Source organism: Nocardioides alkalitolerans DSM 16699 (assembly GCF_000426525.1).
Classification (GTDB): domain Bacteria; phylum Actinomycetota; class Actinomycetes; order Propionibacteriales; family Nocardioidaceae; genus Nocardioides; species Nocardioides alkalitolerans.
The window spans coordinates 192021-218505 of the sequence record NZ_KE384533.1; the positions used below are offsets into that span (position 1 = coordinate 192021).

Sequence of the window (26485 nt, forward strand, 5' to 3'; positions counted from 1 at the left end):
ACTCGATCCGCTCGCATCGGCTTCGGACGGCTCGCAGACCCCCAGCGCCCTTTTAATCCGCTGGTTGTGGGTTCGAGTCCCACAGGGCCTACTCATGAGAAATCGGGCAGGCCCCGCGTCGACGGGGGACTGCGACGCGGGGCCTGCGGGATCGGGGGTGGAGTCTCGGGTCTCCACCCCCGACACCTCGCAGTCTGCCACCGCGGTGGTGAGGCCGTCGGCCGAACGCGGAAACCCGTGAGCCCGGTCTCACGAGCCCTCGTGGAGCGGTCTGCTCCACGAGGCCGACAGGCCCGGAAACGGCCCGTAACGGCGTCGGCAAAGCGTAGTTTGGGAGTCATGAGCACCCCACGGGACGACGGCGGGCCGGCACCGGCCGACCTCCTGGACCGCTGGTTGACCAACCGCGGCTCCGACACCGCGTCCGACGCCGCCGGGGACCAGCCCGCGCACCGCGCCGAGGGTCCGCCGCTCACCGGCCGCGCCGCCGGCAGCGCCGCCATGCCGTCCGCCGTCGACCGCGACCTGGTCTCCCCGGCGGCCGAGCCCGCCGCCCCGGCCGCGCCCACGGTGGCCCCCGCACGTGCCCTGGAGCAGTCGGTGTTCGCCGCCTTCCACGAGGCCCGCGCCGCCGAGAACGCCCCGACCGTCGCACCGGCTCCCGCACCGGCTCCCGCATCGGCTCCCGCACCGGCTCCCGCACCGGCTCCCGCACCCGAGCCGGCCCCGCCCGCCCCCGACCTCTCACCCACGGCGGCGGCGTCTCCGCTCGTGGCCGCGGCGCGCAGCCTGGAGCAGCAGCGCGCGGCGGCGGCCGTGGACGTCGACGAGGACCCAGTGGTCGCTCCCCCGGCGACCGACGTGCCCGGCTCCGCCGCGCAGCCCGCGGCTCCGGCCGGCGCCGGGACGCGGAGCCGACGCGTGTCCGCCGCACCAGCGGTCGACGAGGCGCCCACGACGGTCGAGTTCGGGTCGTCCCGCATCGGCCAGGTCACGCTGAGCCTGCTCGTGCTGGCCGGCATCGTCGTCACGGCCGGCCTCGGGTGGGCGGCGTACGACTCGCGGGCCACCACCGACATCGCGCTCGCCGGTGTCGCGGGTGTCCTCACCCTCGTCGTCTGGGCGGTGCGCGCCGGCTCCGGCTCGGCCAGGGTGACGATCGACCGGGGGATCCTCCGCGTCCAGCGCGGCTCCAGCTCGTTCAGCTTCGACCTCACCAACGTGCAGCTCGACGTGGAGGAGAACGGCACGCCGGGACGCCGGGACTGGTCGTTCGTGATCCACCGCCGCAGCCTGGGGCCGGTGGTCATCGACAAGTCGCTGGTCGACCCGGAGCGGTTCATGGCCGCCGTACGGCGCTACCGCCGCGACGTCTGAGGCGTCTCAGACGCCGACGTCGTCGGCGTGCGTCCCCGCCACGTGGTCGCCGGCGACGTGGGAGCCGTTCGGACGCTCACGCACCGGACCGCTCACCGTCGCGGCCGCGATCGCCGTCGTGATCGGCACGCTCGCCACCAGCCCGATGGCCGACGCCAGCGTGCGCACGATCTCCTCGGTCAGCATGTCGCTCGAGATCACGTCGAGGATCGGGCGGTCGTAGAGGGAGAGCAGCATCAGCACGCCGAGGGCGGTGCCGGCGTACGCGAAGACGATGGTGTAGATCGTCGAGGCGATGTGGTCGCGGCCGATGCGCATGCCGCGGGAGAACAGCTCCCGGCGGGTCATCGAGGGGGCGGCCTCGCGCAGCTCCCACACCGCCGAGCTCTGCGTGATGGTGACGTCGTTGAGCACGCCGAGGCCGGCGATGATGATGCCGGAGGCGAGCAGGGCCTGGAAGTCGAGGCCGTCGGCGTACAGCTGCAGGAACTGGCCGTTGTCGTCGCTCATGCCCGAGAGCCGGGTGGCCCCCACGGCCCACAGCCCCAGCGCCGCGGTGACCGCGATGCCGAGGAGCGTGCCGGCGAGCGCCGTGCTGGTGCGCACCGACGGCCCGTGCGCGAGGTAGAGGACGACGAACATGATCAGCGACGACCCGACGACGGCCACCCCGATGCCCGACTCCCCCGCCAGCAGCCCCGGGAGCATGAACCACCAGACGATGCCGGCGGCCAGCACGAGCCCGACGAGCGCCAGCAGCCCCCGCAGCCGTGCCACGACGGCGACCACGACGACGAAGAGGATCGTCATGGCGGCGAGCGGCGCCTCGCGGTGGGTGTGGGAGAACCCGTACGTCGCCACCTCGCCCGTCTCCGTGGGCACGCGCAGGAGCACGACGGAGTCGCCGGGCTCCAGGCCGGAGCGCACGACCGACGGCTCGGTCTGGACGCGCACCTCGGCCCCGTCGTCGGGACCCTCGACGAGGCGGGCGACCAGCGTGTTGCAGTTCTCCGGGAACGGCTCGTCGGCGTTCTCCGGCGGCGGGGCCGCGGGGTCGACGACGATGACCGGGCACGACTCCTCGACCGACACGATCTCGGCGTCGGGGAAGGTCACGCCCTCGGCGGCGTACGCCACCTTGTCGGGGGTGTCGCCCTCACCGGGCCAGAGGAGCGCGAGACCCGCGAGGGTCGCGACCGCCGCGAGGGCGAGGAACCCCAGCAGGACCCGCCGGGCCACCCGCCCGACGGGGACGTCGACCTTCCGGCGACCGTGCCCGTGACCGTGGCTCACCCGACGCGGACGCCACGCTCACCGGCGTCGGTGAGCCGGGACTCCTCGGCCGCCTGGGCCTCCAGCTCGAGGCGGCGGCCCTCCTGCTGGCGGAGCAGCTCGGCGTCGAACTCGCCGGGCCGCGACACGAGGTCGTGGCTGCCGCGCTCGAGCCGCGCGAGGGCGCTGCGGGCGAAGATCTGCTGCTCGGTGGTGGTGCGCTCCGAGCGGCCGCGGCCGATGAAGGAGACGGCCCAGTGCAGCAGCGCCGTGAGGCGGTTCTTGAAGCCCGTGATGTAGACGAGGTGCACCGCCAGCCACATGAGCCACGCGATGATACCGGTCAGCCGGAACTTGCCGACCATCGCGACGGCGCGGAAGCGGCTGATGATGGCCATCGAGCCCTTGTCGAAGTACTTGAACGGCTTCTGCGGGGCCTTCCCCTTGAGCCGGCCGTCGATCTCCTTGGCGGCGTACTTCGCGCCCTGGATCGCGACCTGGGCGACGCCCGGGAGGTTGTCGAGGCTGATCATGTCGCCGACGACGAAGACCTCGGGGTAGCCCGGCAGGGTCAGGTCGGCGTTGACGCCGATGCGGCCGGCGCGGTCGAGCGGCGCGCCCGACTGCTCGGCGAGCAGCTTGCCGAGGGGGCTGGCCTGCACGCCGGCGGCCCAGATCTTCGTGACCGAGTTGACCCGCTCGACACGACCGTCCTTGTACTTCACCTCGAGCCCGCGCTCGTCGACGTTGGTGACCATCGCGCCGAGCATCACCTCGACGCCGAGCTTCTCGATCTCGCGCTGCGCCTTGCCGCCCAGGGTCGCGCCGAACGGCGGCAGCACCTGGGGGGCGGCGTCGGCGAGGATGACCCGCGCCTTCTGGGTGTTGATGTGGTGGAAGTCCTTCTTGAGCGTGCGGTGCGCGAGCTCGGCGATCTGGCCCGCCATCTCGACGCCCGTCGGGCCCGCCCCGACGACCACGAAGGTCAGCAGGTGGTCGACGTTCTCGCCGCGCGCCGCGCCCAGCTCGGCCATCTCGAACGCTCCGAAGATGCGGCCGCGCAGCTCGAGCGCGTCGTCGATGCTCTTCATGCCGGGGGCGAACTCGGCGAAGTGGTCGTTGCCGAAGTAGCTCTGGCTCGCGCCCGCGGCGACGATCAGCGAGTCGTACGGCGTGATCGTCTCGCGGCCGAGCACCTGGGAGCGGACCGTGCGATTCTCCAGGTCGATCCCGGAGACCTCACCCAGCAGCACCTGGGCGTTCTTCTGGTTCGACAGGATCTCGCGGGTGGGCGGCGCGATCTCGCCCTGGGAGAGGATGCCGGTGGCCACCTGGTAGAGCAGCGGCTGGAACAGGTGGTGCGTCGTCTTCGCCACCATGGTGACGTCGACGTCGGTGCGTCGGAGCGCCTTGGTGCCGAAGAGGCCCCCGAACCCGGAACCGATCACGACGACCTTGTGACGCCCGGACGTTGCCTGCTCAGCACTCATGTCTCCACCTTCCACCCCGAACACTTCGGACGAGGACCATTGTTCTCCTGTCTGCGACCTAAAGCACATCGTCAGGGGTGGTTTCGACCACAGGGCGCGCGGGTAACGACGACGAGATGTCCACCACGACCGCGTCCGTTCCGGGCTGACGCGCGACCGCCACCACCGAGGTTGCACCGATGCCCCAGAGTCGAGACGCACTCCGCCTCGAGCCCGGCCCGACCTGCGTCCAGCAGGCCCGACGCTGGGCCGTTGCGGTCTGCCGTGAGCTCGGTCGCGACGACCTCGTCGAGAGCGCCGAGCTGGGCGTCTCCGAGCTCGTGACCAACGCCGTGCTGCACGCCACGGCCCCGATCGGCCTGCGTGTGCGGGGCACCCGGACGCACCCGCGCCTCGAGGTCAGCGACAGCTCGCCCCAGCCGCCCGTGCTGAACCCCCCGGTGATCGGCGACGACCTCGACGAGATCGACCTGCTGATGACGGTCGGTCGGGGCCTCAGCATGGTCGCCATGAACTCCGCCGCCTGGGGCGCCGAGATCACCCGCGAGGGCAAGGTCGTCTGGTTCGAGCCGACGGCCGAGCCGCGGGACGACGCCGACCTCGCCGGCGAGGTCTACGACGCGACCGGGGTCGAGGGCGGGCTCCTCGCGCCCGACGCACTGCTCGTGCACCTGCGCAACCTGCCGCTCCGGCCCTACCGCGAGTTCCGGCGCCACTACAGCGAGCTGCGTCGGGAGGTGCGGCTGCTCGCCCTGGCCCACGAGAACGACTACCCCCTGGCGAAGGAGCTCTCGCAGCTCTTCGACACCTTCGAGCACCACATCGACCACGCGAGCGCGACCGAGCGGGTCGACGAGGCCGTCGCCGCGGGCGCCGACCACGCGGACGTCGACATCGCCGTCGGTCCGGACGCCCCGAAGCTGATCGGCCAGATGCTCGAGCTGCTCGACCTCGCCGACGCGTTCTGCCGCGCCCAGCGCCTGCTCTCCCTGGCGCGCACCAACGAGCAGCGGGCCTTCCAGCGGTGGTTCCTCACGGAGATCGGCGCGCAGGCCCAGGGCGAGTCGCCGCGGGCGTGGAGCGGCACGCCGGCCAGCTCCTCCGACGACGCCCACGCCTCCTGACGTACGGCGCGTGCCGGCTCAGCCGTAGCCGAGGGCGTGCAGCTGGTCGTCGTCGATGCCGAAGTGGTGCGCGATCTCGTGCACGACGGTGATGCGCACCTCCTCGGTCAGGTCGTCGAGGTCGTCGCACATCTCCATGAGCGGGCGGCGGAAGACGAAGATCCGGTCGGGCAGCACCAGCCCGTAGTCGGACGTGCGCTCGGTGAGGGCCACCCCGTCGTACAGGCCGAGGATGTCGGGCTCGTCCTCCGGCGGCTCGTCCTCGACGAGGACGACGACGTTGTGCACCAGCCGCGCCAGCTCGTCGGGGATGTCGTCGAGCGCACGGTCGACGAGCCGCTCGAAGGCGTCACGGTCCAGGTCGACGGGCACCCGTCCATCCTGCCAGGCCCGCGGCCACCGGACCCGAAATGCCGATCGCCCCGGATCCGTGTGGATCCGGGGCGATCTTCGGCGACCCCGACGGGACTCGAACCCGCGGCCTCCGCCGTGACAGGGCGGCGCGCTAACCAACTGCGCTACGGGGCCAGGATGGTGCTCGTGCTGCGCTCCGTGAGGAGCAGCAGGACCATAACGTACCGCGGCCCCCGATTCCCAATCGGACCCGGGTGGGTCCGAGAGAGGCCCGGAAGGCCGGCTCGACGCGTACCCCCAACGGGATTCGAACCCGTGCTACCGCCGTGAAAGGGCGGGGTCCTGGGCCGCTAGACGATGGGGGCCCCACCGCGCGTGACCCGAGGGCCCGAACGGCGGGGACCAGCATAGAGCCACCTCGATCCGGACACGATTCGTGCACCCCCGATGCCTGAGGTAGGGTTTCTCCTCGCTCGGGCAGGTAGCTCAGTTGGTACGAGCGATCGCCTGAAAAGTGATAGGTCGGCGGTTCGACCCCGCCCCTGCCCACGAGCACGAGGGCCACGACAGCTCGCTGTCGTGGCCCTCGCCCTATTTCCGTGCGGCGCCGGTCAGCGGGCGTCGATCGCCTCGACGTCGCGGTGGTAGCGACGGTTGACGAAGAGGGTCTCGTTCCCGAACGGGATCGCGTGCCACAGCCCGCTCGCGGGCCCGAGCCGCGTCGTGCGGGGCAGCTCGGCCAGCAGCTCCTTGGTCTTCGTCTGCGAGAACGTGCCGGAGTCGAACACGAGGATGCGCTGGGTGGTCGCGACCACCGTGCGGTAGCGGTTGCTCGTCCGGAAGACCTTCGCGTTCTGGGCCGCGAACACCCCCTCGACCTTCTCCCCCGGCGCCAGGTGCTGCTGAGCGTTGGCCGCGATCCTCTCCCGGAAACCCATGGTCCGGACCCTACCGACGGCGCCCGTTTCCGCCCCTCCGACAGACTGATCGACGTGCCGGAGCTTCCCGAGGTCGAGTCCGCCCGCGCCGTCATCGAGGGCGCGGCCCTGGGCCGCCTGATCGCCGACGTCGACGACAACGACACCTACGAGTGCCGTCCGCACGCGCCCGGCGAGATCCGCGACGCGTTGGTCGGCCGCACCCTGACCGCCGCCCACCGCCGCGGCAAGGCCATGTGGTGCGCGACCTCCGGGTTGGAGGGCGACGCCGGGCCCGGCCCCGACCTCGGCATCCACCTCGGCATGAGCGGCCGCATCTTCGTGCGGCCCGCCGCCGACGCCGACGAGGTGGAGGGCGGCGACTACGCCGGCAACGACCGGGGCGCCCGCAAGCCCGAGTGGTACCGGTTCACGATCACCTTCGACGACGGCGGCAGCCTCCGTCTCTTCGACAAGCGGCGCCTCGGGCGCGTCCGCCTCGACCCGGACATCGACGCGCTCGGCCCGGACGCCGCCGAGATCTCCCGTGACGCCTTCCGCGACCGCGTCGGGCGGGGCACGGCGCCGCTCAAGGCGCGGCTGCTCGACCAGGCCACCATCGCGGGCATCGGCAACCTCCTCGCCGACGAGACGCTCTGGCAGGCCCGGCTCAGCCCCCTGCACCCGGCGGGCGACCTCGACGACGACCAGCTCGACGACCTGCGGCGCGTGCTGCGCCGAGCGACCCGGGAGGCGATCCGCCACGGCGGTGTGCACACCGGCGAGGTCATCCGCCACCGCCGTGCGGGCGCCCACTGCCCGCGGTGCGGCAGCGCCATGACGCGGGGGGTCGTGGGCGGGCGCACGACCTGGTGGTGCCCGCAGGAGCAGCTCTGAGGCCGGACCTCCGGTTCCGGCTCGCCCTCGTCACCGACGCCGGGAGCGGTCCCGGCCGCGAGGTCGCCACCCGCCTCGCCCGGCTCGGGGCGGCGGTGCTGGTCGCCGATCCCGACGCCGCGGCGGCCCGGGCCACCGCGGCGGGGGTCGCGGAGCGCCGTACCCGGTCGTGGTCGTTCGCGGCCGACGTCACCCGGCCCGACGACCGGCTGCTGCTGGCGGCGCGGGCGCGCGACCTCGGCGGCGCGGACCTCCTCGTCACGGCCGCGCGGGGCGACGACCTCGACGGTGCCGCCCACCTGGCACGGCTCTTCCTCGACGACCTCGCGACCCGGCGAGGTCGCCGCGACCACCCCGGGGCCGTGGTGCTCACCGCACCCGGCCACCTCGCCGACGCGCTCCGCGCGCACGTGACCGCTTTCGCGGCGGACGCGGCCGGGGCCCGCGTGCACGGCCTCGTGGCGGACCCGGTCGACGACGAGGGCGTACGACGCACCGCGGCCGCCGCGCTCGACCTGCTGGTCCGCTCGACGACCGGGGAGGTCGTCGCGGTCTGACCCCGTCGCGCCGTGCCCGCCTCAGCCGTGACGGCGGGCGCGGAGCACGGCGTCGGTGACCGTCACGTCGGCGTCGCCGACCCGGGCGGGCCGCTCGCGGGCGGCCCGGACCTCGACGGTCCAGCCGTCGTCGTCGACCGCGGTCGCGACCTGCTCGGCGGTGAACAGCACGTCGGCGATCCGCTGCCGCAGACCGACCGCGAGGTCGGCGGGATGGTGGCCGACGACGAGCAGCGTGCCTCCCGGCGCGACCCAGCCGGCCAGGCGGCGCACGACGTCGACGACGTCGACGGCGTGGAAGTACTGCGCGGAGACCAGGTCCCACCGCTCGTCGGTGACCAGGGAGCGCACGTCGCCCTGCCGCCACACGACGCCGTCGCCGCGGCCGGCGTCGGACGCGTGCCGCGCCGCCCGCTCGAGGGCCACCCCCGACAGGTCCAGGGCGGTGACGGCCCAGCCGCGGTCGGCGAGCCACAGCGCGTCGGCGCCCTCGCCGCACCCGACGTCGAGCGCCCGTCCGGGCGGCAGCGCGGCGGCCTCGGCCTCCAGCTGCGGGTTCACCGCGCCGCTCCAGACCGTGGCCCGGGCGTAGCGGGCGTCCCAGGAGGCCTGCTCCGGCACGTCGGCCCCGGTCGCGTGCTCGCGGGTCACGTGGTCGTCGGTCACGTCGAGAAGTACCCGGGCCGGCCGGACCGGAGGAGGGCGACCTGCCAGAGCACGGCGACGACCAGCACCGCGGCGACGAGCGCGACCAGGCCGTTGACGACGCTGCCGAACGCGACCGCGTGCAGGCCCTCGGGCGCCCGCCGTACGGCGGTGACCAGCCCCACGACCGCCGCCACCGCCACCGCGAGGGCGAGCAGGGGCGCCCTCACGACCGGCGGGGGCACCTCCGCCCGGACGGGTCGAGCCCGGAGGAACACCAGGGCCGCGACGACCAGGACGGCCACCCCGAGCACCCCGGAGGTGTACTGCAGCCACTTCACCCCGAGCAGGGGCCCGTGCTGCGCGGCGAGCCACGGCACGTGCTGGGCGCCCCACCGACCGGGGTGCGTGAGCTCGTCCCACGCCACGTGGGTCAGCGCGCCGACCGCGCCACCGAGCGGCACGAGGCACCACGCACGCACGGAGAGCCGCACGTGCGGGTCGAGCCGGGCGCGCACGTACGGCGGGGAGAGCCCGACCAGGGCGTCGCGCACCACGCCGTACCAGAGCGCGACGACGAGGAGCCCCACCGCCGGCGCCCAGGTGAGCAGCCCGAGCACGCTGTGGGTGAACGCGTAGCCGTCCGGCGACCGGGCGAAGAGCGGCACGTCGGGCACCATCGAGCCCACCACGAGCGGCGTGAGCGGCACCCCCAGCCACCGCAGCGGCAGCACGGCCACCGGGTGGGCGAGGGTCACGGGCACGCGGTGATCGTAAGGTCCCCGGACGCACCAGGGCCGCCGATCACGTGGATCGACGGCCCCGGGGCAGGTGGTGCGTCAGATCTCGTTGCGGCGCTCGCTGACGGTCTGCGAGCCGTCGGGGTGCGTGGTCGTGGCGACCGCCCGCGTGCCGCGGCTGCGGTTCAGCGTGAGCGCCGTCAGCAGGATCACGACGAGCCCCACGCCCGCCATGATCCAGCCGACCATCACCAGGTCGACACCCTCGACGCGGTCGCTGACCGCCAGGGCCAGCACGAGGCCGACCACCACCAGGAACCCACCGAATCCGTAACCCATGACGACTCCTCCAGCTCGGCGGCACCGGGAACGGCCGGGCGACGACGCCCGCGCCCCCGGCGCCAGATTGGGTTGCCGGTACCCAGTTAGCCTCGTGTCGTGCGAGAGGGCGGGACCGAGGCGGTCGTCGAGGCGGGGCCGAGGGTCGTCGCCCTCCACGTGGCCCCCGCCCACCGGGCGCCCATGCTCCCGGTCGACCGGGTCGAGGCCGTGGCCGGGAAGGGCCTGGTCGGCGACCGGTTCTTCGGCACCCGTCACCGCCACGTGACGGTCCAGACCACCGACGACCTCGCGGGCGCGACCCGCTGGCTGGGCCGTGAGGTGACCGCGCCCGGCACCCGTCGCAACGTCGTGGTCTCCGGTGGCCCCCTGCCCACCGAGCCGGGGTCCCGGCTCCGGATCGCGGGCCTCGACCTCGAGGTGGTGCGGGTCGCCGCGCCCTGCCGGATCATGGACGACGAGCTCGGGCCCGGCGGCGCCGCCTCGCTCCGGCGCCGGGGCGGCGTGGTCTGCCGGCTGCTCGACAGCGGGACGGTCACGATCGGCTCCCCCGTCGACCTCGACCCGCCCCGCGACGACCAGCTGTTCTGACCCCTTCCCCCGCCCGCACCGCTGGCGCGGCACCCGCGGACGGAGGACCATCACGAGGGTGACCCGTCACCCGGCCGTCCGCGCCGCCTCCGTCGCCCTCCTCGGCGTCGTGCTGACGCTCGCGAGCGCCTGCGGTGGCAGCACCCCCGAGGCCGAGCCGCCGGCCCCGGCCACGGCCACGGGCCCGGGCTCGACCCCCTCCCCGACCGCGGCCTTCACCGTGCCCGCCGCCGCTCCCAGCGGCCGCCTCGAGGCGGAGGTGCAGCAGAGCTCGCGGGACGCCCTGCGCGGCCAGTTCCAGGTGTGGCTCGACAACGGCACCGGGGCCGAGGTCGTCCCGACCACGCTCACGTACGTCGACCCGCGGCTCACCGGCACCCGGACCGGCGAGCGCATGCGCACAGCTCCCCCGGGCTCGCACCGCGGGTTCCCGGCCGACCTGGGTGCCCCGGCGTGCGCCGCGGTCCCGGCGGCCGACGTCCCCGCGGCCGGAACCGCGGCGCCGTACGTGGTGGTGGCGACCGCCGACGGCGAGGAGCGCCTCGAGGTCGCCGACCCCGCTCGGGTGATCGAGCGGTACGTCGCGCAGCGCTGCCTCGAGCTGGCCGTGGCCGACGCCGCCACGATCGCCTTCGGGGACGGGCTGCGGGTGACGTCGGCGGACGGTGGCACCGGCGCCCGGGCCGACCTCGACCTCGTCGTCACCCCGACGGCGTCGGCGACCCCGCTCCGGGTCGTCGCGGTCCAGGGCACGACCCTGCTCTCGGGCGTCGGCGGCACCTGGCCGGTGGACGTCGAGGTCGGGGGCACCGGCGCGACGGCCGAGCCCGTACGACGCGTGCTCGAGGCCCATCCGACGCGCTGCGACCCGCACGCGGTCGCCGAGTCGGGGCGCGCCACGATCTTCCGCGTCGAGGTGGTGCTCGGCACCGGGGCCGACGCCCGATCGGGACTGGTCGACGTGCGGCTGGGCACCGAGGCCGGCCGGCAGGCGTACGACTTCGTGGCCGGCGCGTGCTGGGGCGGATGAGCACCACGGCTCATGCGGGCGACACCGGTCCGGGACGAGAGTGGTCGGCATGACCGTCCCCGCCGCCCCGACCGCCGCCAGCTCCCCGACCGCCCCCGGACGGCTGCGGCGTGCGATGCGTGCGCTCGCCGCCGTCCACCTCGTGTTCGCCGCCGCGTCGGTCGGCCTGGCCGGGCTGCTGGTGCACGACTACCTGACCTCGACGCCCGACGAGTCGCTCGCCGGGCTCGGCCTCATCGTGGCGGCGCTCCTCGCGCTCGCCGCGCTCCTCCAGGTGGCCCTGGCCCTCCCGGTGCTCCTGGTCCGGCCCAGGCCCCGACTGGCGGCCGGCCTCGCGATCCCCGCCGGGCTTTGGGGTCTGGTCGTGACGGCAGCACCGACCAACTGGTTCCTCGGAGGCGCGGGCCTGCTCGCCGACGTCGTCGGCGTGGTCACGACCCTCATCTCCCTCGGCCTCGTCGGCTGCGGGATCGCCGCCCTCGTGATGGGCTCGCGGGCCCCCCGTCGGCCGGCCACGGACGGCGGCTGGGGCACGGACGGCGGCTGGGGCACGGACGGCGGCTGGGGCACGGTCTAGCGGCCCGCGGGCTCCCCGACCACGGGGAGCTCCGACGTACCGCCCATGCGCGCCGCCCGCTCCTCGGCCTCCGCGTCGCCGTGGAAGAGGCCGGCGGCGTCACGCTCCGGGGCGCCGATGATCGACCGGGGCGCCTCCAGCAGCTCGACCCGGCCGCGCGGCATGCCGCGGTCGGCGTTCTCCCGCACCCAGGCCACGAGGTGCTCCCGCACGTGGCAGCGCAGGTCGAAGAGCGTCGGGGCGTCGCGGGCCGTCACCAGCACCCGGATGCGCACGAAACCGCCCACCGCATCGGTCACCTGCAGCACCTTGGCCCGCTGGTCCCAGAGGTCCGTCAGCTCGAGCGCACGGTCGAGCTCGTCGCGCAGCGCGGCCGTGTCGACGCGCCAGTCGAGGTCGAGCTCGACGGATCCGAGCAGCTGCGAGGTGTCGCGGGTCCAGTTCTCGAACGGGGTGGTCGTGAAGTACGTCGAGGGCAGCACCATCCGGCGCTCGTCCCACAGCCGGACCACCACGTAGGTGAGCGTGATCTCCTCGATCCAGCCCCACTCCTGCTCGACGATGACGGCGTCGTCGATGCGGATCGAGTCGCTGAAGGCGATCTGCAGGCCGGCGAAGACGTTGCCGAGCACGGTCTGGGCGGCGAGCCCGGCGACGACGCTGATGAGGCCCGCGGACGCCAGGACGCTGGCCCCGACCGCCTCGACCCCCGGGAAGCTGAGCAGCACGGCGCCGGCGGTGATGACGACAGCCACCGTCACGGCGAGGCGTCGCAGGATGAGCACCTGCGTCCGCAGCCGTCGGGCCACCTTGTTGTCGGAGGCCTCGACGTCCGCCCGGTTGCGCAGCAGCGCGAGGTCGACGACGAAGAGCAGCACGACGGTGAGGAACCAGCCGACCGTCACGATGGCCAGCACCCGGGCCGCCGCGGCCGCGAGGTCCCACCACCCGCCGACGTCGTCGGGGCGGACGCCGGCCACCACGGGGTTGAGCGCGACCATGAGCACGAGCACGCGGAACGGGATGCGGGCCCGCCTCTCCAGGTCGGCCGCCGGCACCCACCGCCGGCCGAGCACCCGCAGCGCGAGCCGCGCCAGCAGGATCACGACCCCCGCGCTCAGGAGCGCCACGAGGGCCGTCACCGCCAGGTTCGTCCAGTCGAAGGCCATCACCCGATGATGGCGAGCCCGGGCCGTCCGCCCCAGGGAACAGGCACGTGCGTCGAGTCACGTCGCCCCGTCGAGCCGGCGCGCGAGCGGTACGGCGGGGGCCTCAGCGGCTGCGGAACGGGTCGGCGGGGTAGACGCCGAGGATCTTCACGTCGGTCGTGAAGAAGGCCAGCTCCTCCAGCGCGCGGGCGAGGCCCGGGTCCGTCGGGTGCCCGTCGACCTCGGCGAGGAACTGGGTGGCGATGAACTCGCCGCCGACCATGTAGGACTCGAGCTTGGTCATGTTGACGCCGTTGGTCGCGAAGCCGCCGAGCGCCTTGTAGAGCGCGGCCGGCAGGTTGCGCACGTTGAAGATGAAGCTGGTGACGACCGGGCCGTTGCCGGCCGGCGCCCGCACCTCGTCGGGCGACAGCACCACGAACCGCGTCGTGTTGTGGTCCTCGTCCTCGACGTCGCTGGCCAGCACCTCGAGGCCGTAGATCTCGGCCGCGAGCGGCGGGGCGATCGCGGCCTGGCTGGTGTCGCCGGCCTCCGCGACCTCCCGGGCGGCGCCGGCCGTGTCCCCCGAGATGATCGGCCGCCAGCCGTGCATGCCGATGATGCGGCGGCACTGGCCGAGGGCGTGCACGTGGCTGTGGACGGTCTCGATGCTGTCGAGCGTCGCGCCCGGGACCGCCATGAGCGTGAACTGGATGCGCAGGAAGTGCTCGGCCACGATGTGGAGCCGCGACGTCGGGAGGAAGTGGTGGATGTCGGCGACGCGCCCCGCGAGGGTGTTGTCGATCGGGATCATCGCCAGGTCGGCGTCGCCCCGCTCCACCGTCGCGAAGACGTCCTCGAACGACGCGCACGGCACGGCCTCGAGGTCGGGGTAGTGGCGCTGGGAGATGAGGTGCGAGTTCGCACCCGGCTCCCCCTGGTAGGCGATCCGGCGGGCAGTCACGGGGCCAGAGTCTGGCACCTGCGCGCGCGTCTCCGCGCCGGGTTTCCCGGCGTGGGACGCGGGCGGGCCGTCAGCGACGCACGAACCAGCGGCCCAGCAGCGTGCTCTCGTCCTCCAGCAGCAGCTGGAGGTCGAGGTCGGTGCCCACGGGCGGGCCCGCCGTGATGCGGGGGTGCTCGCCGCCCACGATGCGGGGCACGAAGGTCGCGCAGAGCTCGTCTGCCACACCGCTGGAGAGCAGGTCGCGCAGCAGGTGCGGCCCGCCCTCGGCGTGCAGGCGCCGCAGGCCCTGGGCGACGAGGTGCTCCCGCAGCGCGACGAGGTCGACGCTGTGCGAGCCGAGCACGAACACGTTGTCGGCGCCGAGGAGCGACTGCGCCTCCGTGAGGCCGTCGGCAGCCCGGCACGTCGCCAGCATCACGGCACCCGGCTCGGCGCCGCGCAGCTTCTCCGGCACCTGGCCCTTGCGGCTGACGAGCACGATCGGGCGGTCGGTGGGGCCGTAGCCCTCCGCGGCCGCCGTGCCGGCCCCCACGATGACGACGTCGGCGATGCTGCGGAGCACGCCGAAGACGCGGTTGTCGGCCTCGTTGTGGATCGAGTCGGAGAGCTCGGAGTCACCCGTGGCGGCGCCGTCGAGGGTGCTCACCATGTTGACCCGCAGCCAGGAGTCGGCGCCGGGCACGGCGTACAGGCCGGCGAGCTGCTCGTCGGACACCTGGTCGGTGCCCGCGGACGCGGGGTTGCGGCGGTCGAGCAGTACGCGCACGAGGGGCCTCGTCTCGGGGGTCGGGGGTCACGGGTCGCCCCACCCTAGGGTGCGGGCGCCCGCACCGGCGGGCGGGCCGGAGGAAGGGCCGGGTACGCGTACTCAGCCGCACCTGAGCCCGGCTGGTCTGCCCGCACACCCCGATCGCTGACGTAATGGGTCGCATGCTCTTCGCCGACCCGTCCTCGTGCCCCGACTGCCGCGCGCCGTACGCCGGCGGTCGGACGGTCTGCCCCCGCTGCGGTCTCCCGCTCACGGGCGACCTGGCCCGCACCCTGTTCTCGACCCTCCAGCGCGCCGACGAGCTGGTCGGTGCACTGCGGGCGAGCGTCGCCGTCCCCGCCGCCCCGGCACCGGCGCCCGTGCCCGCCGCAGCGGTCGCGACGGCCGGACCCGCTGCGTCGCCCGAGGGCCCCGCGCCGGTCTGGCGGAGCACGGTCACCTCCGCCCCGCGCAGCGGGATGCTCGAGACCGGGGTGCCGAAGCTGCTGCTCGGCCTCGGTGCGTTCTGCCTGCTCGTCGGCTCGCTCGTCTTCCTCGCCATCGCGTGGGTGCTGCTCGGCGTCGGCGGTCGCACCGCCGTGCTGGTCGCGATGACCACGGGCGCGGGTGCGGCGTCGTACCTCACCGCCCGCCGGACCCTGCCCGCCGCGGCCGAGTCGTTCGCCGCGGTCACGACGGGCCTCCTGCTGCTCGTCGTGAGCGGTGCGCGTGCCGCCGGGTGGTTCGGCGAGATCGAGCTCGGTGGGGTGCTGGTCGTCATGGGCGTGGTCGTCGCGGGTGCGGGGCTGGGCGGCGCCGAGGTCGTGCGTCGCACGCCGGTCGGCCGGCTCGTCACCGGCGAGCTCGCCGTGGTGCTCGGCGGGGTGCTGGCCGCGACCGGGTTCGTCGCCCTGGTGCCGTCGCCCGCCGCCGGGTTCGTCGGCGCGACCCTCCTGCTGGGTGCCCTCGCGGTCGTCGGCAGCGCCCGCGGCCTCCGGGTCCTCGCGCACGGCGCCACCGCCACCGCCGTCGGCGCCTGGCTGCTCCTGCTCGGCGTGGCCGCCGTCCGTGCCGCCGAGCACCTCTCCTTCGCGGGCCTGTGGACCGAGGGCCACGTCTGGCCGCTGCTCGCCGCCGCCGGGCTCGCCGCGCTGCCGGCGGCCGCTGCGTGGCTCGCCCGCCCGCTCCGGGTGAGCGCCGCGGCGGTGGCCGGTGCCGTCGCGGTCGCCGCCGTCGTGCTCGGGCTCCACGACGTCTCGCTCGAGGCCGCGACGATCGGCTGGTCCCTCGTGCTGCTCGGGGCCGCCGCTGCGGCGTACGTCGTGCCCCGCGACTGGCGGGGCGCCCTCCTGGGCCCCGTGCTGGTGAGCGCGGCCGTGCCCGCGGTCCTGCTCCTCACCGTGCTGGCGGCGGCGGCCGCGAACGTCACCGGGGTGCGCGGCGGCTCCGAGCCCGACGTGCGACTGCAGCCGGCCCTCGACCTCGACCACCCCTGGGTGGCCCTCGTGGCCGCCGTCTCCCTGACCGCCGCGCTCGTCGCGGCCCTCGATCGGCACGTCCCCGCGACGCGCGGGGTCCGCGGGGGCGTGCTGCTGCTGATCGCCACCGGCGTCGCGGTCGTCGCGTCGTACGACGTGCCGCTCGCCGTCGTCGTCGGCCTCCTGGCCGCGATCGGGTGCGCCGGCGTCGCCCTGGCGACCCACCACCGCCACCTCACGGAGGCGTGGGTGACCGGTGGCGTCGCGCTCACCGCCGCCGTCGGGGCCGGCGCGCCCGTCGACGCGCTCCTCGCCGGTGCCGCGATCGTGGCCCTCGGCGCCTGCGCCGCGGTCCTGCTGCTGCGGGTCACCGGCCTGCCGGGCACCGTCGCCGCCGGCGCCCTGCCGCTCGCCGTCGCGCTCGTGGTCGCCCCGTTCGGTCGCCTGCTCGAGCATCCCGCCCACGTCGGCCTCACCGTGACCGTGCTCCTCGTCGGGCTCCTGGTGGTCGGCCTGCCGCGCCTGCCGCTCGAGGTCGCGGCCACGGGCGTCACGACGTACGTGGTGCTCGTGACCTTCGGGAGCGAGCTCGCCGACCCCACGACCGCCTGGGTCGAGGAGCCCCTCACCTGGGTCGCCGTGCAGCTGACCGTCGCCGGGCTCGCCGCCGCCGCGTCGTCGGTGCTGCACCCGTCACGGCGTCCGCTCGGGTGGGTCGGCGGCGCCCTCCTCGTCCTGGCGTCGTGGGCCCGCCTCGCCGACACGGGCGTCACCACGCCCGAGGCCTACACGCTCCCGGGTGCCCTCGTCCTGCTCGTCGTCGGTGTCGTCGCGCTGCTGCGCGACCCGCGCCGGGCCACCGTCCCCGTCCTCACGAGCGGTCTGCTGCTCGCCCTCGTGCCGAGCCTGCTGATCGCCCTCGGCGAGCCGGCCGGCGTCCGCAGCCTCCTCGTCGGCGTCGCGTCGCTCGCGCTCGTGCTCGGTGGCGCCGCGCTGCGCTGGACCGCACCGCTCGTGGTCGGCGGCGTCGTCGGGGCCCTGCTGCTGGTGCGGGCGCTCGCGCCGTACGCCGCGCAGCTCCCGCCGTACGTCGTGATCCTCACCGCCGGCGCCGCGCTCGTCACCGTGGGCGTCACGTGGGAGGGCCGCCTGCGCGACCTGCGTCGCGGCCAGGCGTACGTCGCCCGCCTGCGCTGACGGGAGGGGTCCGGGGGTCCTAGGCTGTCGCCCAGGTCACGCCACCCCTGTGGCCGCCCGTCAGCACGCCACCCACCCCCGTGGCGTCGAACCACCGAGGAGAGCCATGAGCACCCCCGCAGACCCCGAGCCCGCCGACCTCTTCGAGCTCGCCACCGAGCACGAGCAGGTCGTCTTCGCCAACGACCCCGACAGCGGCCTGCGCGCGATCATCGCCGTGCACTCCACCGCCCTCGGCCCCGGCCTCGGCGGCACCCGCTTCCACCCCTACGCCACGACCGACGCCGCGCTCCGCGACGTGCTCGCCCTCTCCCGCGGCATGTCCTACAAGGCCGCACTCGCCGGGCTCGACCTCGGCGGCGGCAAGGCCGTCATCATCGGCGACCCCCGCAAGGACAAGTCCGAGGCGCTGCTGCGGGCGTACGGCCGGTTCGTCGAGTCGCTGAGCGGCCGCTACCTGACCGCCTGCGACGTGGGCACCTACTCGGTCGACATGGACCTCGTGGCCCGCGAGTCGCGCTACGTCACCGGCCGCACCGTCGCGCACGGGGGCGCGGGCGACAGCTCGGTGCTCACCGCGTACGGCGTGTTCTGCGGCATGCGGGCCGCTGCGGCCCGGCTCTGGGGCGAGCCCACGCTCGCCGGTCGCACCGTCGGCATCGCGGGCGTCGGCAAGGTCGGCCGGCACCTCACCGGCCTGCTCATCGAGGACGGCGCCTCGGTGGTCGTCACGGACGTGTACGACCCGGCGGTGGCCGGCGTCCTGGCGGCGTACCCCACCGTGCGCGCCGTGGCCACGACGGAGGAGCTCGTGCGGGAGGACCTCGACGTCTACGCGCCGTGCGCGCTGGGCGGCGCCCTGGACGACGACACCATCGCGGCCCTCAAGGCGCGGATCGTGTGCGGCGCCGCCAACAACCAGCTGCCGCACGAGGGCAGCGACGAGCGTCTCGCCGAGGCGGGCATCCTCTACGCGCCCGACTACTGCGTGAACTCCGGCGGTCTCATCCAGGTGGCCGACGAGCTCGAGGGCTTCTCGTTCGAGCGCGCGCAGCAGCGCGCCTCAGGCATCTTCGACACGACCGCGGCGGTGTTCGAGCTCGCCGAGACCGAGGGCGTGACGCCGGCCGTCGCCGCGGACCGCCTCGCCGAGCGCCGCATGCGCGACGTCGGGCGTCTGCGGGGAGTCTGGCTGCGGGGCTGAACGGACCGAAACGACCACCACCCTCCGACCCGGGGGTCGGAGGGTGGTGGTCGATCAGTTCAGTCGCGCTGTGGGCCGGGGTAGTCGGCCCACTTGTCGTACTCGTCGCTCGTCGGCTCCACCGGGGTGGAGTCCTCGTCATCCGAATCGCCGTGCAGCTCCCGCGCCAACGCACCGAGGTCGGTGTCGTGCGTGCGGTACTTCAGGTCGCGTGCGACCTTCGCCTGCTTGGCCTTTGCTCGGCCGCGCCCCATAGGGTCGACCCCCTCGCGCTTGGCCGGGGCTCAGAGGCGCCCGGTCTGTCCTGTGTGTCGTGGGTGCCACGCTACCTGCTCGCTGGTCGTTCCCGCACACCCGGAGCGTGTTTCGGACTACGCCGTGGGCGAAACCGCCCTTTCAGGGCCGTCTCAGGCGAGCTGGCGCCGTACCTCGGCCGCCACGGCCCCGCCGTCGGCCTTGCCCTTGACCTGCGGCTGGACGACGCCCATCACCTTGCCCATGGCCCGCATGCCCTCGCCCGCGGCTCCGGTCGAGGCGATCGCGTCGGCGACGACCGCCGAGATCTCCTCGACGCTGAGCTGGGCCGGCAGGTAGTCGGCGATCACCCCGGCCTCGGCGCGCTCCTTGGCGGCCATCTCGGCGCGACCGCCCTCCGAGAACGCGGTGGCGGCCTCGCGGCGCTTCTTCGACTCGGTCGAGAGGAGGCCGACGATGTCGTCGTCGGAGAGCTCGCGGGCCTCCTTGCCGGCGACCTCGGCGTTCGTCACGGCGGTGAGCACCATGCGGAGCGTGGAGGAGCGCACGTCGTCACGCGCCTTGATGGCGGTGGTGAGGTCGGCGCGGAGGCGGTCCTTGAGGGCACTCATGGAAGCCATTGTGGCAGCCTGTGCGCGTGCCGCCCATCGCTTTGTCCGCCGCCTCCCGTCGCCCCACCTCCTCGAGGCGGACGATCGCCGGGGTCGTCGGCGGCGGGCTGCTGGGCAGCGTCGCGGCCGGGGCGGCGGCCACGGCGTACGCCGCCTGGGAGGCCCGGCAGTACACGCTGCGCGAGGTCAGCGTGCCGCTGCTGCCGCCCGGCGCCCGCCCGCTCCGGGTGCTGCACCTCTCCGACATCCACCTGCTGCCGACGCAGGAGCGCAAGCTCGCGTGGCTGCGCGACCTGGCGACCACGGCGCCGGACCTCGTCGTCGACACCGGCGACAACCTCTCCCACCCGGACGCCGTGCCGGCCCTGCTCGACGCCCTGGGCGACCTGCTCGCCGTCCCGGGGGTGCACGTGCTGGGGTCGAACGACTACTTCGCGCCGTCGCCGCGCAACCCGCTGCGCTACCTCCTGCCGGACGACGGGCGCCGTGCCGTCGCCACGCCCCACCTGCCGTGGCGCCGGCTGCGCGACGCGTTCGCCGAGGCCGGCTGGGTCGACCTCACCAACCGCCGGGACACGCTGCTCGTGCGCGACCTGCGGCTCACCTTCGCCGGGGTCGACGACCCGCACCTGGGGTACGACGACCTGGACGCCGTCGCCGGGCCGGCCCGGGTCGGCATGGGCGCCGACGCCGACGTGCTGCTCGGGGTGACCCACGCGCCGTACCTGCGGGTGCTCGACCAGTTCGCGTACGACGGCTACGACGCCGTCATCGCCGGCCACACCCACGGCGGCCAGGTGTGCCTGCCGTTCAAGGGCGCCCTCACCACGAACTGCGACCTCGACACCGCCCGCGCCAAGGGCCTGCACCGGCACCCGGCGGACTCGTCCCCCGACGACCCGGGGTCGTCGTGGCTGCACGTCTCGGCGGGCCTCGGGACCAGCCCGTACGTGCGGCTGCGGACCTTCTGCCGGCCCGAGGCGACCCTCCTGACGCTCACGCCGAAGCCCCTCCCCGACCCCTCCTGACCGGGGGCGGGGCCGATTGCAGAGGTCGCCGCCGGCTCGGGTATGCTCGCGGACGCTCGTGGGCCGGAAGGCACACGATCGGGCTGTGGCGCAGCTTGGTAGCGCGCCTCGTTCGGGACGAGGAGGCCGCAGGTTCAAATCCTGTCAGCCCGACAGCTGGGCCCGGGATCCGCGAGGATCCCGGGCCCGCTTGCATTTCACCGGCCGCCGTCCGGGGCCGCGTGGCACACTCAGCCGCATGGTGGAGAAGGACCAGGGGTCCCGCTCGGACAAGGAGCTCGAGCTGTCCCTCGAGCTGCCCTCGTTCGGGCGACGCCGGAAGAAGAAGGACAAGGCGAAGGACGTCGAGGCGCCCGCCGCCGTCGCTGTCGCGCCGACCGTCGAGGGGCCGGTCGCCGTCGAGCCGGAGCCGGTCGTGGAGCCGGAGCCGCTGCCCGAGCCGGCACCCGTCGCGCCGCCCGAGCCTGTCGCGCCGCCCGAGCCCGTCGCGCCTCCCGAGCCGCTGCCCGAGCCGGAACCCGTCGCTCCGCCGGAGCCGCTGCCGGAGCCCGAGCCCGTCGGCGAGGCCCCCACCGCTCCCCTGCTGGCCGCGTTCGCAGCGGTGGAGCGCGCCGCCCCGGTCGACGAGCAGCCGGAGCCCCCGCCGGACACCCAGCCCGAGCCCGACACCGAGCCCGACACCGAGCCCGACACCGAGCCCGACACCGAGCCCGAGCCGCGCCGTACGACGCCCGTGGCCACCGACCGCGCGAGGGCAGGGCTGTCGTCGGCCCGCGAGCGGGTCGGGGGCCGGCTGGGCGGCCTGACCGCCCGCCGTCAGCGGCGGACCACCGAGATCGCGCCCGCCGTGACCACGACGGTGTCGAAGCCGGCTCCCCCGGGCGTGACGCCGCCGAAGCCCGTCGAGGACCCCGTGCTGGTCGAGGCCGCCGCGCGGGCGGCGGAGGTCGACCCCGCGCCGGCCCCCGCCCCGGCCGTCGCACGGGCCGTCGCGCCCGCCGCCGTGGAGGCCGAGCGCGCGCCGCAGGCCGAGCAGACCGACGTGCTGGTCGAGACGGCCCCGCCGGTCGCCGCGACCGAGGCGGGGGAAGAGGTCGCGCCCGAGCCCGGCCCGTCGCGGGCCGAGCGCCTGCGCGGACGGCTCGCGGAGGTCTCGCTCCCGGCCCTCGGCGTCACGGCGGCGCTCGTCGTCACCGGGGTGCTCTGCGGGCTCTTCATCGCGGCCTCGAGCGCGGTCTCCCTGCAGGCGTGCACCGTCATCCAGGGCACCGGGTCGTGCGGACGCCCCGTGCTGCTGGTGCTCATCGTGATCATGGTGGCGAGCGTCGTGCTCGGCACGCGGCTGCTGCGGGCGTGGGACGTGCCCGACCCCGGCAGCACCACCTTCCTCGCCATCGGGCTCGTGGCCGTCGTCTCGCTCGTGTTCCTGATCGACGTCATCTTCTCCTGGGCGATGCTCGTGATCGTGCCCGTGACGTCCGTCGTCACCTTCCAGCTGTCGCACTTCATGACCACGAAGCTGGCGGAGAACATCGACACCGACTAGGCGTCACGGGGTCGGCGGTGCCGACCCGCCCCGGACGCGACGAGGCCCGGACCCCGAGGGGGTCCGGGCCTCGCGTCGTACGGAGGACGGGGTCAGGCGCCCAGCGTGGTGCCGGCCGAGCGGAGGTCCTGGCAGGCCACGACGACGCGCTCCGACATGCCGGCCTCGGCGGCCTTGCCCCAGGCGCGCGGGTCGTACTGCTTCTTGTTGCCGACCTCGCCGTCGACCTTCAGGACACCCTCGTAGTTGGCGAGCATCCAGCCGGCGATCGGGCGCGTGAACGCGTACTGCGTGTCGGTGTCGACGTTCATCTTGATGACGCCGTAGTCGACGGCCGCGCTGATCTCCTCGGCCGTGGAGCCCGAGCCGCCGTGGAAGACCAGGTCGAACGGCTTCGAGCCGGCCGCGAGGCCGAGCTTCTCGACGACGCTCTCCTGCGCGGCCTTGAGTATCTCGGGCCGGAGCTTCACGTTGCCCGGCTTGTAGACGCCGTGCACGTTGCCGAAGGTGAGCGCCGCGAGGTAGCGGCCCTTCTCACCGGTGCCGAGCGCGGCGACGGTGGCCAGCGCGTCCTCGGGGGTCGTGTAGAGGTGGTCGCCCATGCCGCCCTCGACGCCGTCCTCCTCGCCGCCGACGACGCCGATCTCGACCTCGAGGACGATCTTCGCGGCGGCGGAGAGCGCGAGCAGCTCCTCCGCGATCTGCAGGTTCTCCTCGAGCGGCACGGCCGAGCCGTCCCACATGTGCGACTGGAACAGCGGGTTCTCGCCGCGGTCGACCCGCTCCTTGCTCAGGGCGAGCAGGGGACGGACGAAGCCGTCGAGCTTGTCCTTCGGGCAGTGGTCGGTGTGCAGCGCGATGTTGACCGGGTAGTTCTTGGCGACCTCGGCGGCGTAGGCCGCGAACGCGACGGAGCCGGTGACCATGTTCTTCACGGCCGGACCCGAGAGGTACTCCGCGCCACCGGTCGAGACCTGGATGATGCCGTCGGAGCCCGCGTCGGCGAAGCCCTTCAGCGCGGCGTTGAGCGTCTGCGACGACGAGACGTTGATGGCGGGGTAGGCGAACGACTTCGTCTTGGCCGCGTCGAGCATCTCGGCGTAGACCTCGGGGGTGGCGATGGGCATCGGTGGATCTCCTCGGTAGCACGTGGGCGACCTCGCCACCCTAGCGGGACGCGGGACCGTCGGGTCAGCCGCGCCAGACCGAGCCGTCGGGGGCGCCGAGGTCGGCGTGCTGCCGGATCCAGCCGTGCATCGCGATCGCGGCGGCCGCGCTGGCGTTGATCGACCGGGTCGACCCGAACTGCGCGATCGAGAAGGTGCCGTCGCACGCCCCGCGCGCCTGCGCGGAGAGACCCGGACCCTCCTGGCCGAAGAGAAAGCACACGTCGTGCGGCACCGCCATCGTCTCGAGCTGCGCCGAGCCCGGCAGGTTGTCGATGCCGAGCAGCGCGACGGGGGTGGTCAGGCCGTGCAGGTAGGACGCCAGCTCGGGCACCGACGCGTGGTGGCGCACGTGCTGGTAGCGGTCGGTGACCATCGCGCCGCGCCGGTTCCAGCGACGGTTGCCGACGATGTGCACCTCCGCGGCGAGGAAGGCGTTGGCCGAGCGCACGATCGTGCCGATGTTGAAGTCGTGCTGCCAGTTCTCGATGGCGACGTGGAAGCCGTGCCGGCGCGTGTCGAGGTCCGCGACGATCGCCTCCAGGCGCCAGTAGCGGTAGCGGTCGACCACGTTGCGCCGGTCGCCCCCGGCGAGCAGCTCCGCGTCGTACTGCTCGCCGCTCGGCCACGCCTCGGGGCCGCCGGGCCAGGGGCCGACGCCGACCTCCGGAGGACCGTGGGGCATCGGGTCGTACGGCGCGCGGCCCGCGTCGTACGACGGCTGCCGGGCCTCGGGACCGCTCACGGGATCGGGCACGGTGCCGACCGGCTCAGGCCGGGTCGCGCTCGTCGTCGAGCGGGTTGGTGTGGTGGCGTGAGCGGCGGATCGAGCGGACACGGAAGATCACGAACGCGGCGACGGCGAGGACCACGGCGACGATGACGACCTTCTGGACGATGCCCATGTAGGGCTCGACCTTGTCCCACTGCGAGCCCGCGAAGTAGCCCGCCATCACCCAGATGCTGTTCCAGATGAGGCTGCCCGCGGTGGTGAGCAGGAGGAAGAGCGGGAACGACATCCGCTCGATGCCCGCCGGGATGGAGATCAGGCTCCGGAAGATCGGGATCATCCGGCCGAAGAAGACGGCCTTCTTGCCGTGCCGGGCGAACCACGCCTCGGTGCGCTCGAGGTCCTCGGTCTTGACCAGCGGCATGCGGTCCCAGACCCAGTACATGCGCTGGCGGCCGAACGCGACACCCAGCCAGTAGAGGACCGCGGCGCCGACGACGGAGCCGACCGTCGTCCAGAAGATCGCCTCGAACAGCGTGAAGTCGCCCTGGTTGGCCGTGAATCCGGCCAGCGGCAGGATCACCTCGCTCGGCAGCGGCGGGAAGAGGTTCTCCGCCGCGATCGCGATGCCGGCGCCGATCGGGCCGATCTTCTCCATGAGGTCGACCGCCCAGCCGGCGAACCCGGTCAGCTCGTCGGGGTCCGTCGTCGCCGCGACGGTGAGGAGGGTCTGGCCGGCTGCAGTCACGGGCACGAGGATACGGAGCCACCCTGGGTGGGGGCCGCATCGGCGAGGCGCCCTCGTACGGCGTCGGGTGCAGACCCGGGCCTGCGGAAGACGGGGGCGTCAGTCCGCATCCCGCGAAGGGCCTCCGCTCAGATGTCGAGCTCGTCCTTGCCGACGGCGAAGCGGTAGGGCACGCCCTGGGCCTCGACGTGCTCGGCCGCGCCGGTGTCGCGGTCGACGATGACCGCGACGCCCACGACCTCGGCCCCGGCGTCGCGGAGCGCGGCGACGGCCTCCAGCACCGACCCGCCGGTGGTGGAGGTGTCGTCGACGGCGAGCACCCGCCGGCTGGCGACGGGCGGGCCCTCGATGAGCTTCTGCAGCCCGTGCACCTTCTGGGCCTTGCGCACGACGAACGCGTCGAGGGTGCGGCCCTGGGCGGCAGCGGTGTGGAGCATCGCCGTGGCCACGGGGTCGGCACCGAGGGTGAGGCCGCCCACCGCGTCGTACTCCCAGTCGGCGGTCAGGTCGAGCATGACCTGGCCGATGGCGGGCGCGGCGGCCGCGTCGAGGGTCACGCGGCGCATGTCGACGTAGTAGTCGCCGACCTTGCCGGAGCTCAGCGTCACCTGGCCGCGCACGATCGCCTTGGTGTTGACCTGCTCGATGAGGGTGCGCCTCGCGGCGGCGTCAGGGGTGCTCACGGAGGGTCAGCCTAGCGCCGGGCGGCCGCCTCGACGGCGGCGAGCGTGCCGGCCATGAGACCGCCGATCTCGTCGGCGCCGAGGGCGGTGCGGGTCGCGACGGCGCCGTCGGCGCCCAGCAGGACGGCGGCCGGCGTGCCGGGCATCCCGAAGAAGGAGCGCACGCCGTGGGAGCCGAGGTAGGTCCGGTCGCGCAGGGCGGGGTACGCCGCGGTGAAGTCGTCGCGGGCCGACGAGGTGACGACGGCGACGCCGACGCCCGGCCCGACCTCGTCGAGCCAGTGCGGCAGGTCGCGCAGTACTCCGGTGCACTGCTCGCAGCCCGTGGAGGCCACGACGACGAGCAGGGCGCGTCCCCGGGCCAGGTCGGCGAGGTCGCGCGAGACACCGTCGACGTCCACCAGCTCGAGGGCCGGCACGGGCGCGCCGGTGAGGTCGACGGGTAGGTCGGTGAGCGCCGGGAGGGCGGGGAGGACGCCGGGGCCGCTGGTGGCGGGCGCCGTCGTGCCGGGGGTACGGCGGAGCGCGGCCACCGCGAACGAGACGGCCAGCAGGGCGGCGAGGAGCGCCGTACCGAGGACGGCGGCCGGCAGGTCGCCGCGGTCGGTGGCGTCGGCGAGCGCCCGGACGAGGCCCGGGTCGGACCACCCGGCGACGAGGGCGACGGCCGCGACGACGGTGAGGCCCGCGGTGCGGAGGACGCTGACGGCGTCGACCGGCTCCCGCGACCAGGAGCCGAAGCAGCCGCACGCGACCGGGACGTCGCGGCGGGCGGCCGCGGCGAGGGCGGCGGTGAAGGCGACGAAGAGGCACACGGTGAGCACGAGGGCCGCGCGGCCGGCAGCGCCGGGCAGCAGGAGCCCGACGGCGCAGGCGAGCTCGGCGGCGACGAGCAGCGGCGCGCCGGGGACGGGTCGCAGCACCGGCGGGGCGAGGTCGCGCCAGGCGGCCCGGGTGCCGTCGAGGTCGCGGAGCTTGGCGCACGCCGCGACCGCCAGCACCCCGAGGAGGGTGCCGGCGGTCGCGACGAGGAGGGCGCTCATGGGTCCTTCGGTCAGGGTCGGCT

At 74.5% G+C, this 26485-nt stretch carries 28 protein-coding genes and 4 tRNA genes; 13 read left to right on the plus strand and 19 right to left on the minus strand.

All coding sequences use genetic code 11. The features are described from left to right. Positions 1 to 339: 339 nt before the first annotated feature. Complete coding sequence (locus K329_RS31975; protein ID WP_028474105.1) at positions 340 to 1377, plus strand: hypothetical protein; 1038 nt, start codon at positions 340 to 342, stop codon at positions 1375 to 1377. Between the two features lie 6 nt (positions 1378 to 1383). On the opposite strand, the gene K329_RS27730 is transcribed toward K329_RS31975, so the two are convergent. Both K329_RS27730 and K329_RS0117800 read right to left on the minus strand, forming a co-directional pair. Next, entirely contained in the window at positions 1384 to 2616 is a 1233-nt protein-coding gene (locus K329_RS27730; RefSeq protein ID WP_052337286.1) for a YibE/F family protein, read from the minus strand. A gap of 50 nt (positions 2617 to 2666) precedes the next feature. Next, a complete protein-coding gene (locus K329_RS0117800; RefSeq protein ID WP_028474106.1) occupies positions 2667 to 4139 on the minus strand; it encodes an NAD(P)/FAD-dependent oxidoreductase in 1473 nt (490 codons plus the stop codon). A 179-nt stretch (positions 4140 to 4318) separates the two neighbouring features. Here K329_RS0117800 and K329_RS27735 point away from each other — a divergent pair, with 179 nt between their 5' ends. After that, positions 4319 to 5263 carry an ATP-binding protein gene (locus tag K329_RS27735; RefSeq protein WP_052337074.1) on the plus strand — a complete coding sequence of 315 codons (945 nt, stop codon included), beginning with the start codon at positions 4319 to 4321 and terminating at the stop codon, positions 5261 to 5263. A gap of 18 nt (positions 5264 to 5281) precedes the next feature. On the opposite strand, the gene K329_RS0117810 is transcribed toward K329_RS27735, so the two are convergent. The 3 genes from K329_RS0117810 to K329_RS0117820 form a co-directional block, all read right to left on the minus strand. Next, positions 5282 to 5635, minus strand: a complete 354-nt coding sequence (locus K329_RS0117810; protein ID WP_028474107.1) for a metallopeptidase family protein — start codon at positions 5633 to 5635, stop codon at positions 5282 to 5284. 82 nt (positions 5636 to 5717) lie between these two features. After that, positions 5718 to 5791, minus strand: a tRNA-Asp gene (locus K329_RS0117815). A gap of 118 nt (positions 5792 to 5909) precedes the next feature. Further along, positions 5910 to 5982: transfer RNA gene (locus tag K329_RS0117820), tRNA-Glu, on the minus strand. Between the two features lie 110 nt (positions 5983 to 6092). Here K329_RS0117820 and K329_RS0117825 point away from each other — a divergent pair. Continuing rightward, positions 6093 to 6166, plus strand: a tRNA-Phe gene (locus K329_RS0117825). A 62-nt stretch (positions 6167 to 6228) separates the two neighbouring features. Here the strand turns inward: K329_RS0117825 and K329_RS0117830 are convergent. Further along, entirely contained in the window at positions 6229 to 6555 is a 327-nt protein-coding gene (locus tag K329_RS0117830; RefSeq protein WP_028474108.1) for a PH domain-containing protein, read from the minus strand. Between the two features lie 54 nt (positions 6556 to 6609). On the opposite strand from K329_RS0117830, the gene K329_RS0117835 reads away from it, so the two are divergent. Both K329_RS0117835 and K329_RS31045 read left to right on the plus strand, forming a co-directional pair. After that, positions 6610 to 7431 carry a DNA-formamidopyrimidine glycosylase family protein gene (locus K329_RS0117835; RefSeq protein ID WP_028474109.1) on the plus strand — a complete coding sequence of 274 codons (822 nt, stop codon included), beginning with the start codon at positions 6610 to 6612 and terminating at the stop codon, positions 7429 to 7431. After that, entirely contained in the window at positions 7410 to 7988 is a 579-nt protein-coding gene (locus K329_RS31045; RefSeq protein ID WP_169721614.1) for an SDR family NAD(P)-dependent oxidoreductase, read from the plus strand. The genes K329_RS0117835 and K329_RS31045 overlap by 22 nt, the downstream gene beginning before the upstream one ends. A 21-nt stretch (positions 7989 to 8009) precedes the next feature. On the opposite strand, the gene K329_RS31050 is transcribed toward K329_RS31045, so the two are convergent. The 3 genes from K329_RS31050 to K329_RS0117855 form a co-directional block, all read right to left on the minus strand. Beyond that, positions 8010 to 8654, minus strand: a complete 645-nt coding sequence (locus K329_RS31050; RefSeq protein ID WP_052337075.1) for a class I SAM-dependent methyltransferase — start codon at positions 8652 to 8654, stop codon at positions 8010 to 8012. Further along, positions 8651 to 9397: a DUF4184 family protein gene (locus tag K329_RS27745; protein WP_052337076.1), complete on the minus strand. Its 747-nt coding sequence runs from the start codon at positions 9395 to 9397 to the stop codon at positions 8651 to 8653. Before K329_RS27745 ends, K329_RS31050 begins: the two co-directional genes overlap by 4 nt. A gap of 75 nt (positions 9398 to 9472) precedes the next feature. Then, positions 9473 to 9712 (minus strand): DUF6458 family protein, encoded by a 240-nt coding sequence (locus tag K329_RS0117855; RefSeq protein ID WP_028474112.1) that lies wholly within the window; start codon positions 9710 to 9712, stop codon positions 9473 to 9475. Positions 9713 to 9811: 99 nt separating this feature from the next. Here K329_RS0117855 and K329_RS0117860 point away from each other — a divergent pair, with 99 nt between their 5' ends. From K329_RS0117860 to K329_RS0117870, 3 genes are read left to right on the plus strand one after another with little or no spacing between them, the layout of a single operon-like run. Further along, complete coding sequence (locus K329_RS0117860) at positions 9812 to 10303, plus strand: MOSC domain-containing protein (protein WP_211225902.1); 492 nt, start codon at positions 9812 to 9814, stop codon at positions 10301 to 10303. 58 nt (positions 10304 to 10361) lie between these two features. Then, the gene (locus tag K329_RS0117865) at positions 10362 to 11333 is read left to right on the plus strand and encodes a hypothetical protein (protein ID WP_028474114.1); all 972 of its coding nucleotides are present in this window, start codon (positions 10362 to 10364) and stop codon (positions 11331 to 11333) included. A 49-nt stretch (positions 11334 to 11382) separates the two neighbouring features. Continuing rightward, positions 11383 to 11910 (plus strand): hypothetical protein, encoded by a 528-nt coding sequence (locus K329_RS0117870; RefSeq protein WP_028474115.1) that lies wholly within the window; start codon positions 11383 to 11385, stop codon positions 11908 to 11910. Here K329_RS0117870 and K329_RS0117875 read toward each other — a convergent pair. From K329_RS0117875 to K329_RS0117885, 3 genes are all read right to left on the minus strand, one after another. Further along, positions 11907 to 13079 carry a mechanosensitive ion channel family protein gene (locus tag K329_RS0117875; RefSeq protein ID WP_028474116.1) on the minus strand — a complete coding sequence of 391 codons (1173 nt, stop codon included), beginning with the start codon at positions 13077 to 13079 and terminating at the stop codon, positions 11907 to 11909. The two genes, K329_RS0117870 and K329_RS0117875, sit on opposite strands and share 4 nt — an antisense overlap. A 103-nt stretch (positions 13080 to 13182) precedes the next feature. Continuing rightward, positions 13183 to 14022, minus strand: a complete 840-nt coding sequence (locus tag K329_RS0117880) for a prephenate dehydratase (protein WP_028474117.1) — start codon at positions 14020 to 14022, stop codon at positions 13183 to 13185. Positions 14023 to 14092: 70 nt separating this feature from the next. After that, complete coding sequence (locus K329_RS0117885) at positions 14093 to 14791, minus strand: dihydrofolate reductase family protein (RefSeq protein WP_028474118.1); 699 nt, start codon at positions 14789 to 14791, stop codon at positions 14093 to 14095. Between the two features lie 164 nt (positions 14792 to 14955). On the opposite strand from K329_RS0117885, the gene K329_RS0117890 reads away from it, so the two are divergent. Together K329_RS0117890 and K329_RS0117895 are read left to right on the plus strand one after the other, a co-directional pair. Further along, positions 14956 to 17448, plus strand: coding sequence for an SCO7613 C-terminal domain-containing membrane protein (locus K329_RS0117890; protein ID WP_157571818.1), 2493 nt, complete (start codon positions 14956 to 14958; stop codon positions 17446 to 17448). Between the two features lie 106 nt (positions 17449 to 17554). Continuing rightward, on the plus strand, positions 17555 to 18652 hold the full coding sequence (locus tag K329_RS0117895) for a Glu/Leu/Phe/Val family dehydrogenase (protein WP_028474120.1): 1098 nt from the start codon (positions 17555 to 17557) through the stop codon (positions 18650 to 18652). A gap of 59 nt (positions 18653 to 18711) precedes the next feature. On the opposite strand, the gene K329_RS0117900 is transcribed toward K329_RS0117895, so the two are convergent. Both K329_RS0117900 and K329_RS0117905 read right to left on the minus strand, forming a co-directional pair. Further along, a complete protein-coding gene (locus tag K329_RS0117900; protein WP_028474121.1) occupies positions 18712 to 18906 on the minus strand; it encodes a DUF3073 domain-containing protein in 195 nt (64 codons plus the stop codon). A gap of 153 nt (positions 18907 to 19059) precedes the next feature. Beyond that, positions 19060 to 19518 carry a GatB/YqeY domain-containing protein gene (locus tag K329_RS0117905; protein WP_028474122.1) on the minus strand — a complete coding sequence of 153 codons (459 nt, stop codon included), beginning with the start codon at positions 19516 to 19518 and terminating at the stop codon, positions 19060 to 19062. Positions 19519 to 19553: 35 nt separating this feature from the next. Between K329_RS0117905 and K329_RS0117910 the strand changes: the two genes are divergently transcribed. The 3 genes from K329_RS0117910 to K329_RS29810 all read left to right on the plus strand — a co-directional run bounded on the left by K329_RS0117910 (position 19554) and on the right by K329_RS29810 (position 22092). Beyond that, on the plus strand, positions 19554 to 20546 hold the full coding sequence (locus K329_RS0117910; protein ID WP_425411497.1) for a metallophosphoesterase: 993 nt from the start codon (positions 19554 to 19556) through the stop codon (positions 20544 to 20546). A gap of 79 nt (positions 20547 to 20625) precedes the next feature. Further along, positions 20626 to 20699 (plus strand) — tRNA-Pro (locus K329_RS0117915). Positions 20700 to 20784: 85 nt separating this feature from the next. Further along, positions 20785 to 22092, plus strand: coding sequence for a hypothetical protein (locus K329_RS29810; RefSeq protein WP_052337077.1), 1308 nt, complete (start codon positions 20785 to 20787; stop codon positions 22090 to 22092). Positions 22093 to 22184: 92 nt separating this feature from the next. Here the strand turns inward: K329_RS29810 and fbaA are convergent, their stop codons facing one another. From fbaA to K329_RS0117945, 5 genes are all read right to left on the minus strand, one after another. Continuing rightward, entirely contained in the window at positions 22185 to 23219 is a 1035-nt protein-coding gene (fbaA, locus tag K329_RS0117925) for a class II fructose-bisphosphate aldolase (protein ID WP_028474124.1), read from the minus strand. A gap of 64 nt (positions 23220 to 23283) precedes the next feature. After that, positions 23284 to 23943, minus strand: coding sequence for a TrmH family RNA methyltransferase (locus K329_RS0117930; protein WP_028474125.1), 660 nt, complete (start codon positions 23941 to 23943; stop codon positions 23284 to 23286). A gap of 85 nt (positions 23944 to 24028) precedes the next feature. Beyond that, positions 24029 to 24736, minus strand: coding sequence for a DedA family protein (locus K329_RS0117935; protein ID WP_052337288.1), 708 nt, complete (start codon positions 24734 to 24736; stop codon positions 24029 to 24031). A gap of 128 nt (positions 24737 to 24864) precedes the next feature. Beyond that, the gene (gene pyrE / locus K329_RS0117940; RefSeq protein ID WP_028474127.1) at positions 24865 to 25419 is read right to left on the minus strand and encodes an orotate phosphoribosyltransferase; all 555 of its coding nucleotides are present in this window, start codon (positions 25417 to 25419) and stop codon (positions 24865 to 24867) included. Positions 25420 to 25430: 11 nt separating this feature from the next. Beyond that, on the minus strand, positions 25431 to 26462 hold the full coding sequence (locus K329_RS0117945; protein ID WP_028474128.1) for a MauE/DoxX family redox-associated membrane protein: 1032 nt from the start codon (positions 26460 to 26462) through the stop codon (positions 25431 to 25433). Positions 26463 to 26485: the final 23 nt, after the last annotated feature.

Excerpts from the sequence above, each read along its gene's own strand:
- K329_RS0117895 (WP_028474120.1), top strand. The coding sequence starts at position 17,555 with ATGAGCACCCCCGCAGACCCCGAGCCCGCCGACCTCTTCGAGCTCGCC.
- K329_RS29810 (WP_052337077.1), top strand. The coding sequence starts at position 20,785 with ATGGTGGAGAAGGACCAGGGGTCCCGCTCGGACAAGGAGCTCGAGCTG.
- K329_RS0117905 (WP_028474122.1), bottom strand. The coding sequence starts at position 19,518 with ATGAGTGCCCTCAAGGACCGCCTCCGCGCCGACCTCACCACCGCCATC.
- K329_RS0117830 (WP_028474108.1), bottom strand. The coding sequence starts at position 6,555 with ATGGGTTTCCGGGAGAGGATCGCGGCCAACGCTCAGCAGCACCTGGCG.
- K329_RS0117900 (WP_028474121.1), bottom strand. The coding sequence starts at position 18,906 with ATGGGGCGCGGCCGAGCAAAGGCCAAGCAGGCGAAGGTCGCACGCGAC.
- K329_RS0117800 (WP_028474106.1), bottom strand. The coding sequence starts at position 4,139 with ATGAGTGCTGAGCAGGCAACGTCCGGGCGTCACAAGGTCGTCGTGATC.
- K329_RS31975 (WP_028474105.1), top strand. The coding sequence starts at position 340 with ATGAGCACCCCACGGGACGACGGCGGGCCGGCACCGGCCGACCTCCTG.
- K329_RS27735 (WP_052337074.1), top strand. The coding sequence starts at position 4,319 with ATGCCCCAGAGTCGAGACGCACTCCGCCTCGAGCCCGGCCCGACCTGC.
- K329_RS0117890 (WP_157571818.1), top strand. The coding sequence starts at position 14,956 with ATGCTCTTCGCCGACCCGTCCTCGTGCCCCGACTGCCGCGCGCCGTAC.
- fbaA (WP_028474124.1), bottom strand. The coding sequence starts at position 23,219 with ATGCCCATCGCCACCCCCGAGGTCTACGCCGAGATGCTCGACGCGGCC.
- K329_RS0117870 (WP_028474115.1), top strand. The coding sequence starts at position 11,383 with ATGACCGTCCCCGCCGCCCCGACCGCCGCCAGCTCCCCGACCGCCCCC.
- K329_RS0117930 (WP_028474125.1), bottom strand. The coding sequence starts at position 23,943 with ATGCCCCACGGTCCTCCGGAGGTCGGCGTCGGCCCCTGGCCCGGCGGC.
- K329_RS0117945 (WP_028474128.1), bottom strand. The coding sequence starts at position 26,462 with ATGAGCGCCCTCCTCGTCGCGACCGCCGGCACCCTCCTCGGGGTGCTG.
- K329_RS0117855 (WP_028474112.1), bottom strand. The coding sequence starts at position 9,712 with ATGGGTTACGGATTCGGTGGGTTCCTGGTGGTGGTCGGCCTCGTGCTG.
- K329_RS0117875 (WP_028474116.1), bottom strand. The coding sequence starts at position 13,079 with ATGGCCTTCGACTGGACGAACCTGGCGGTGACGGCCCTCGTGGCGCTC.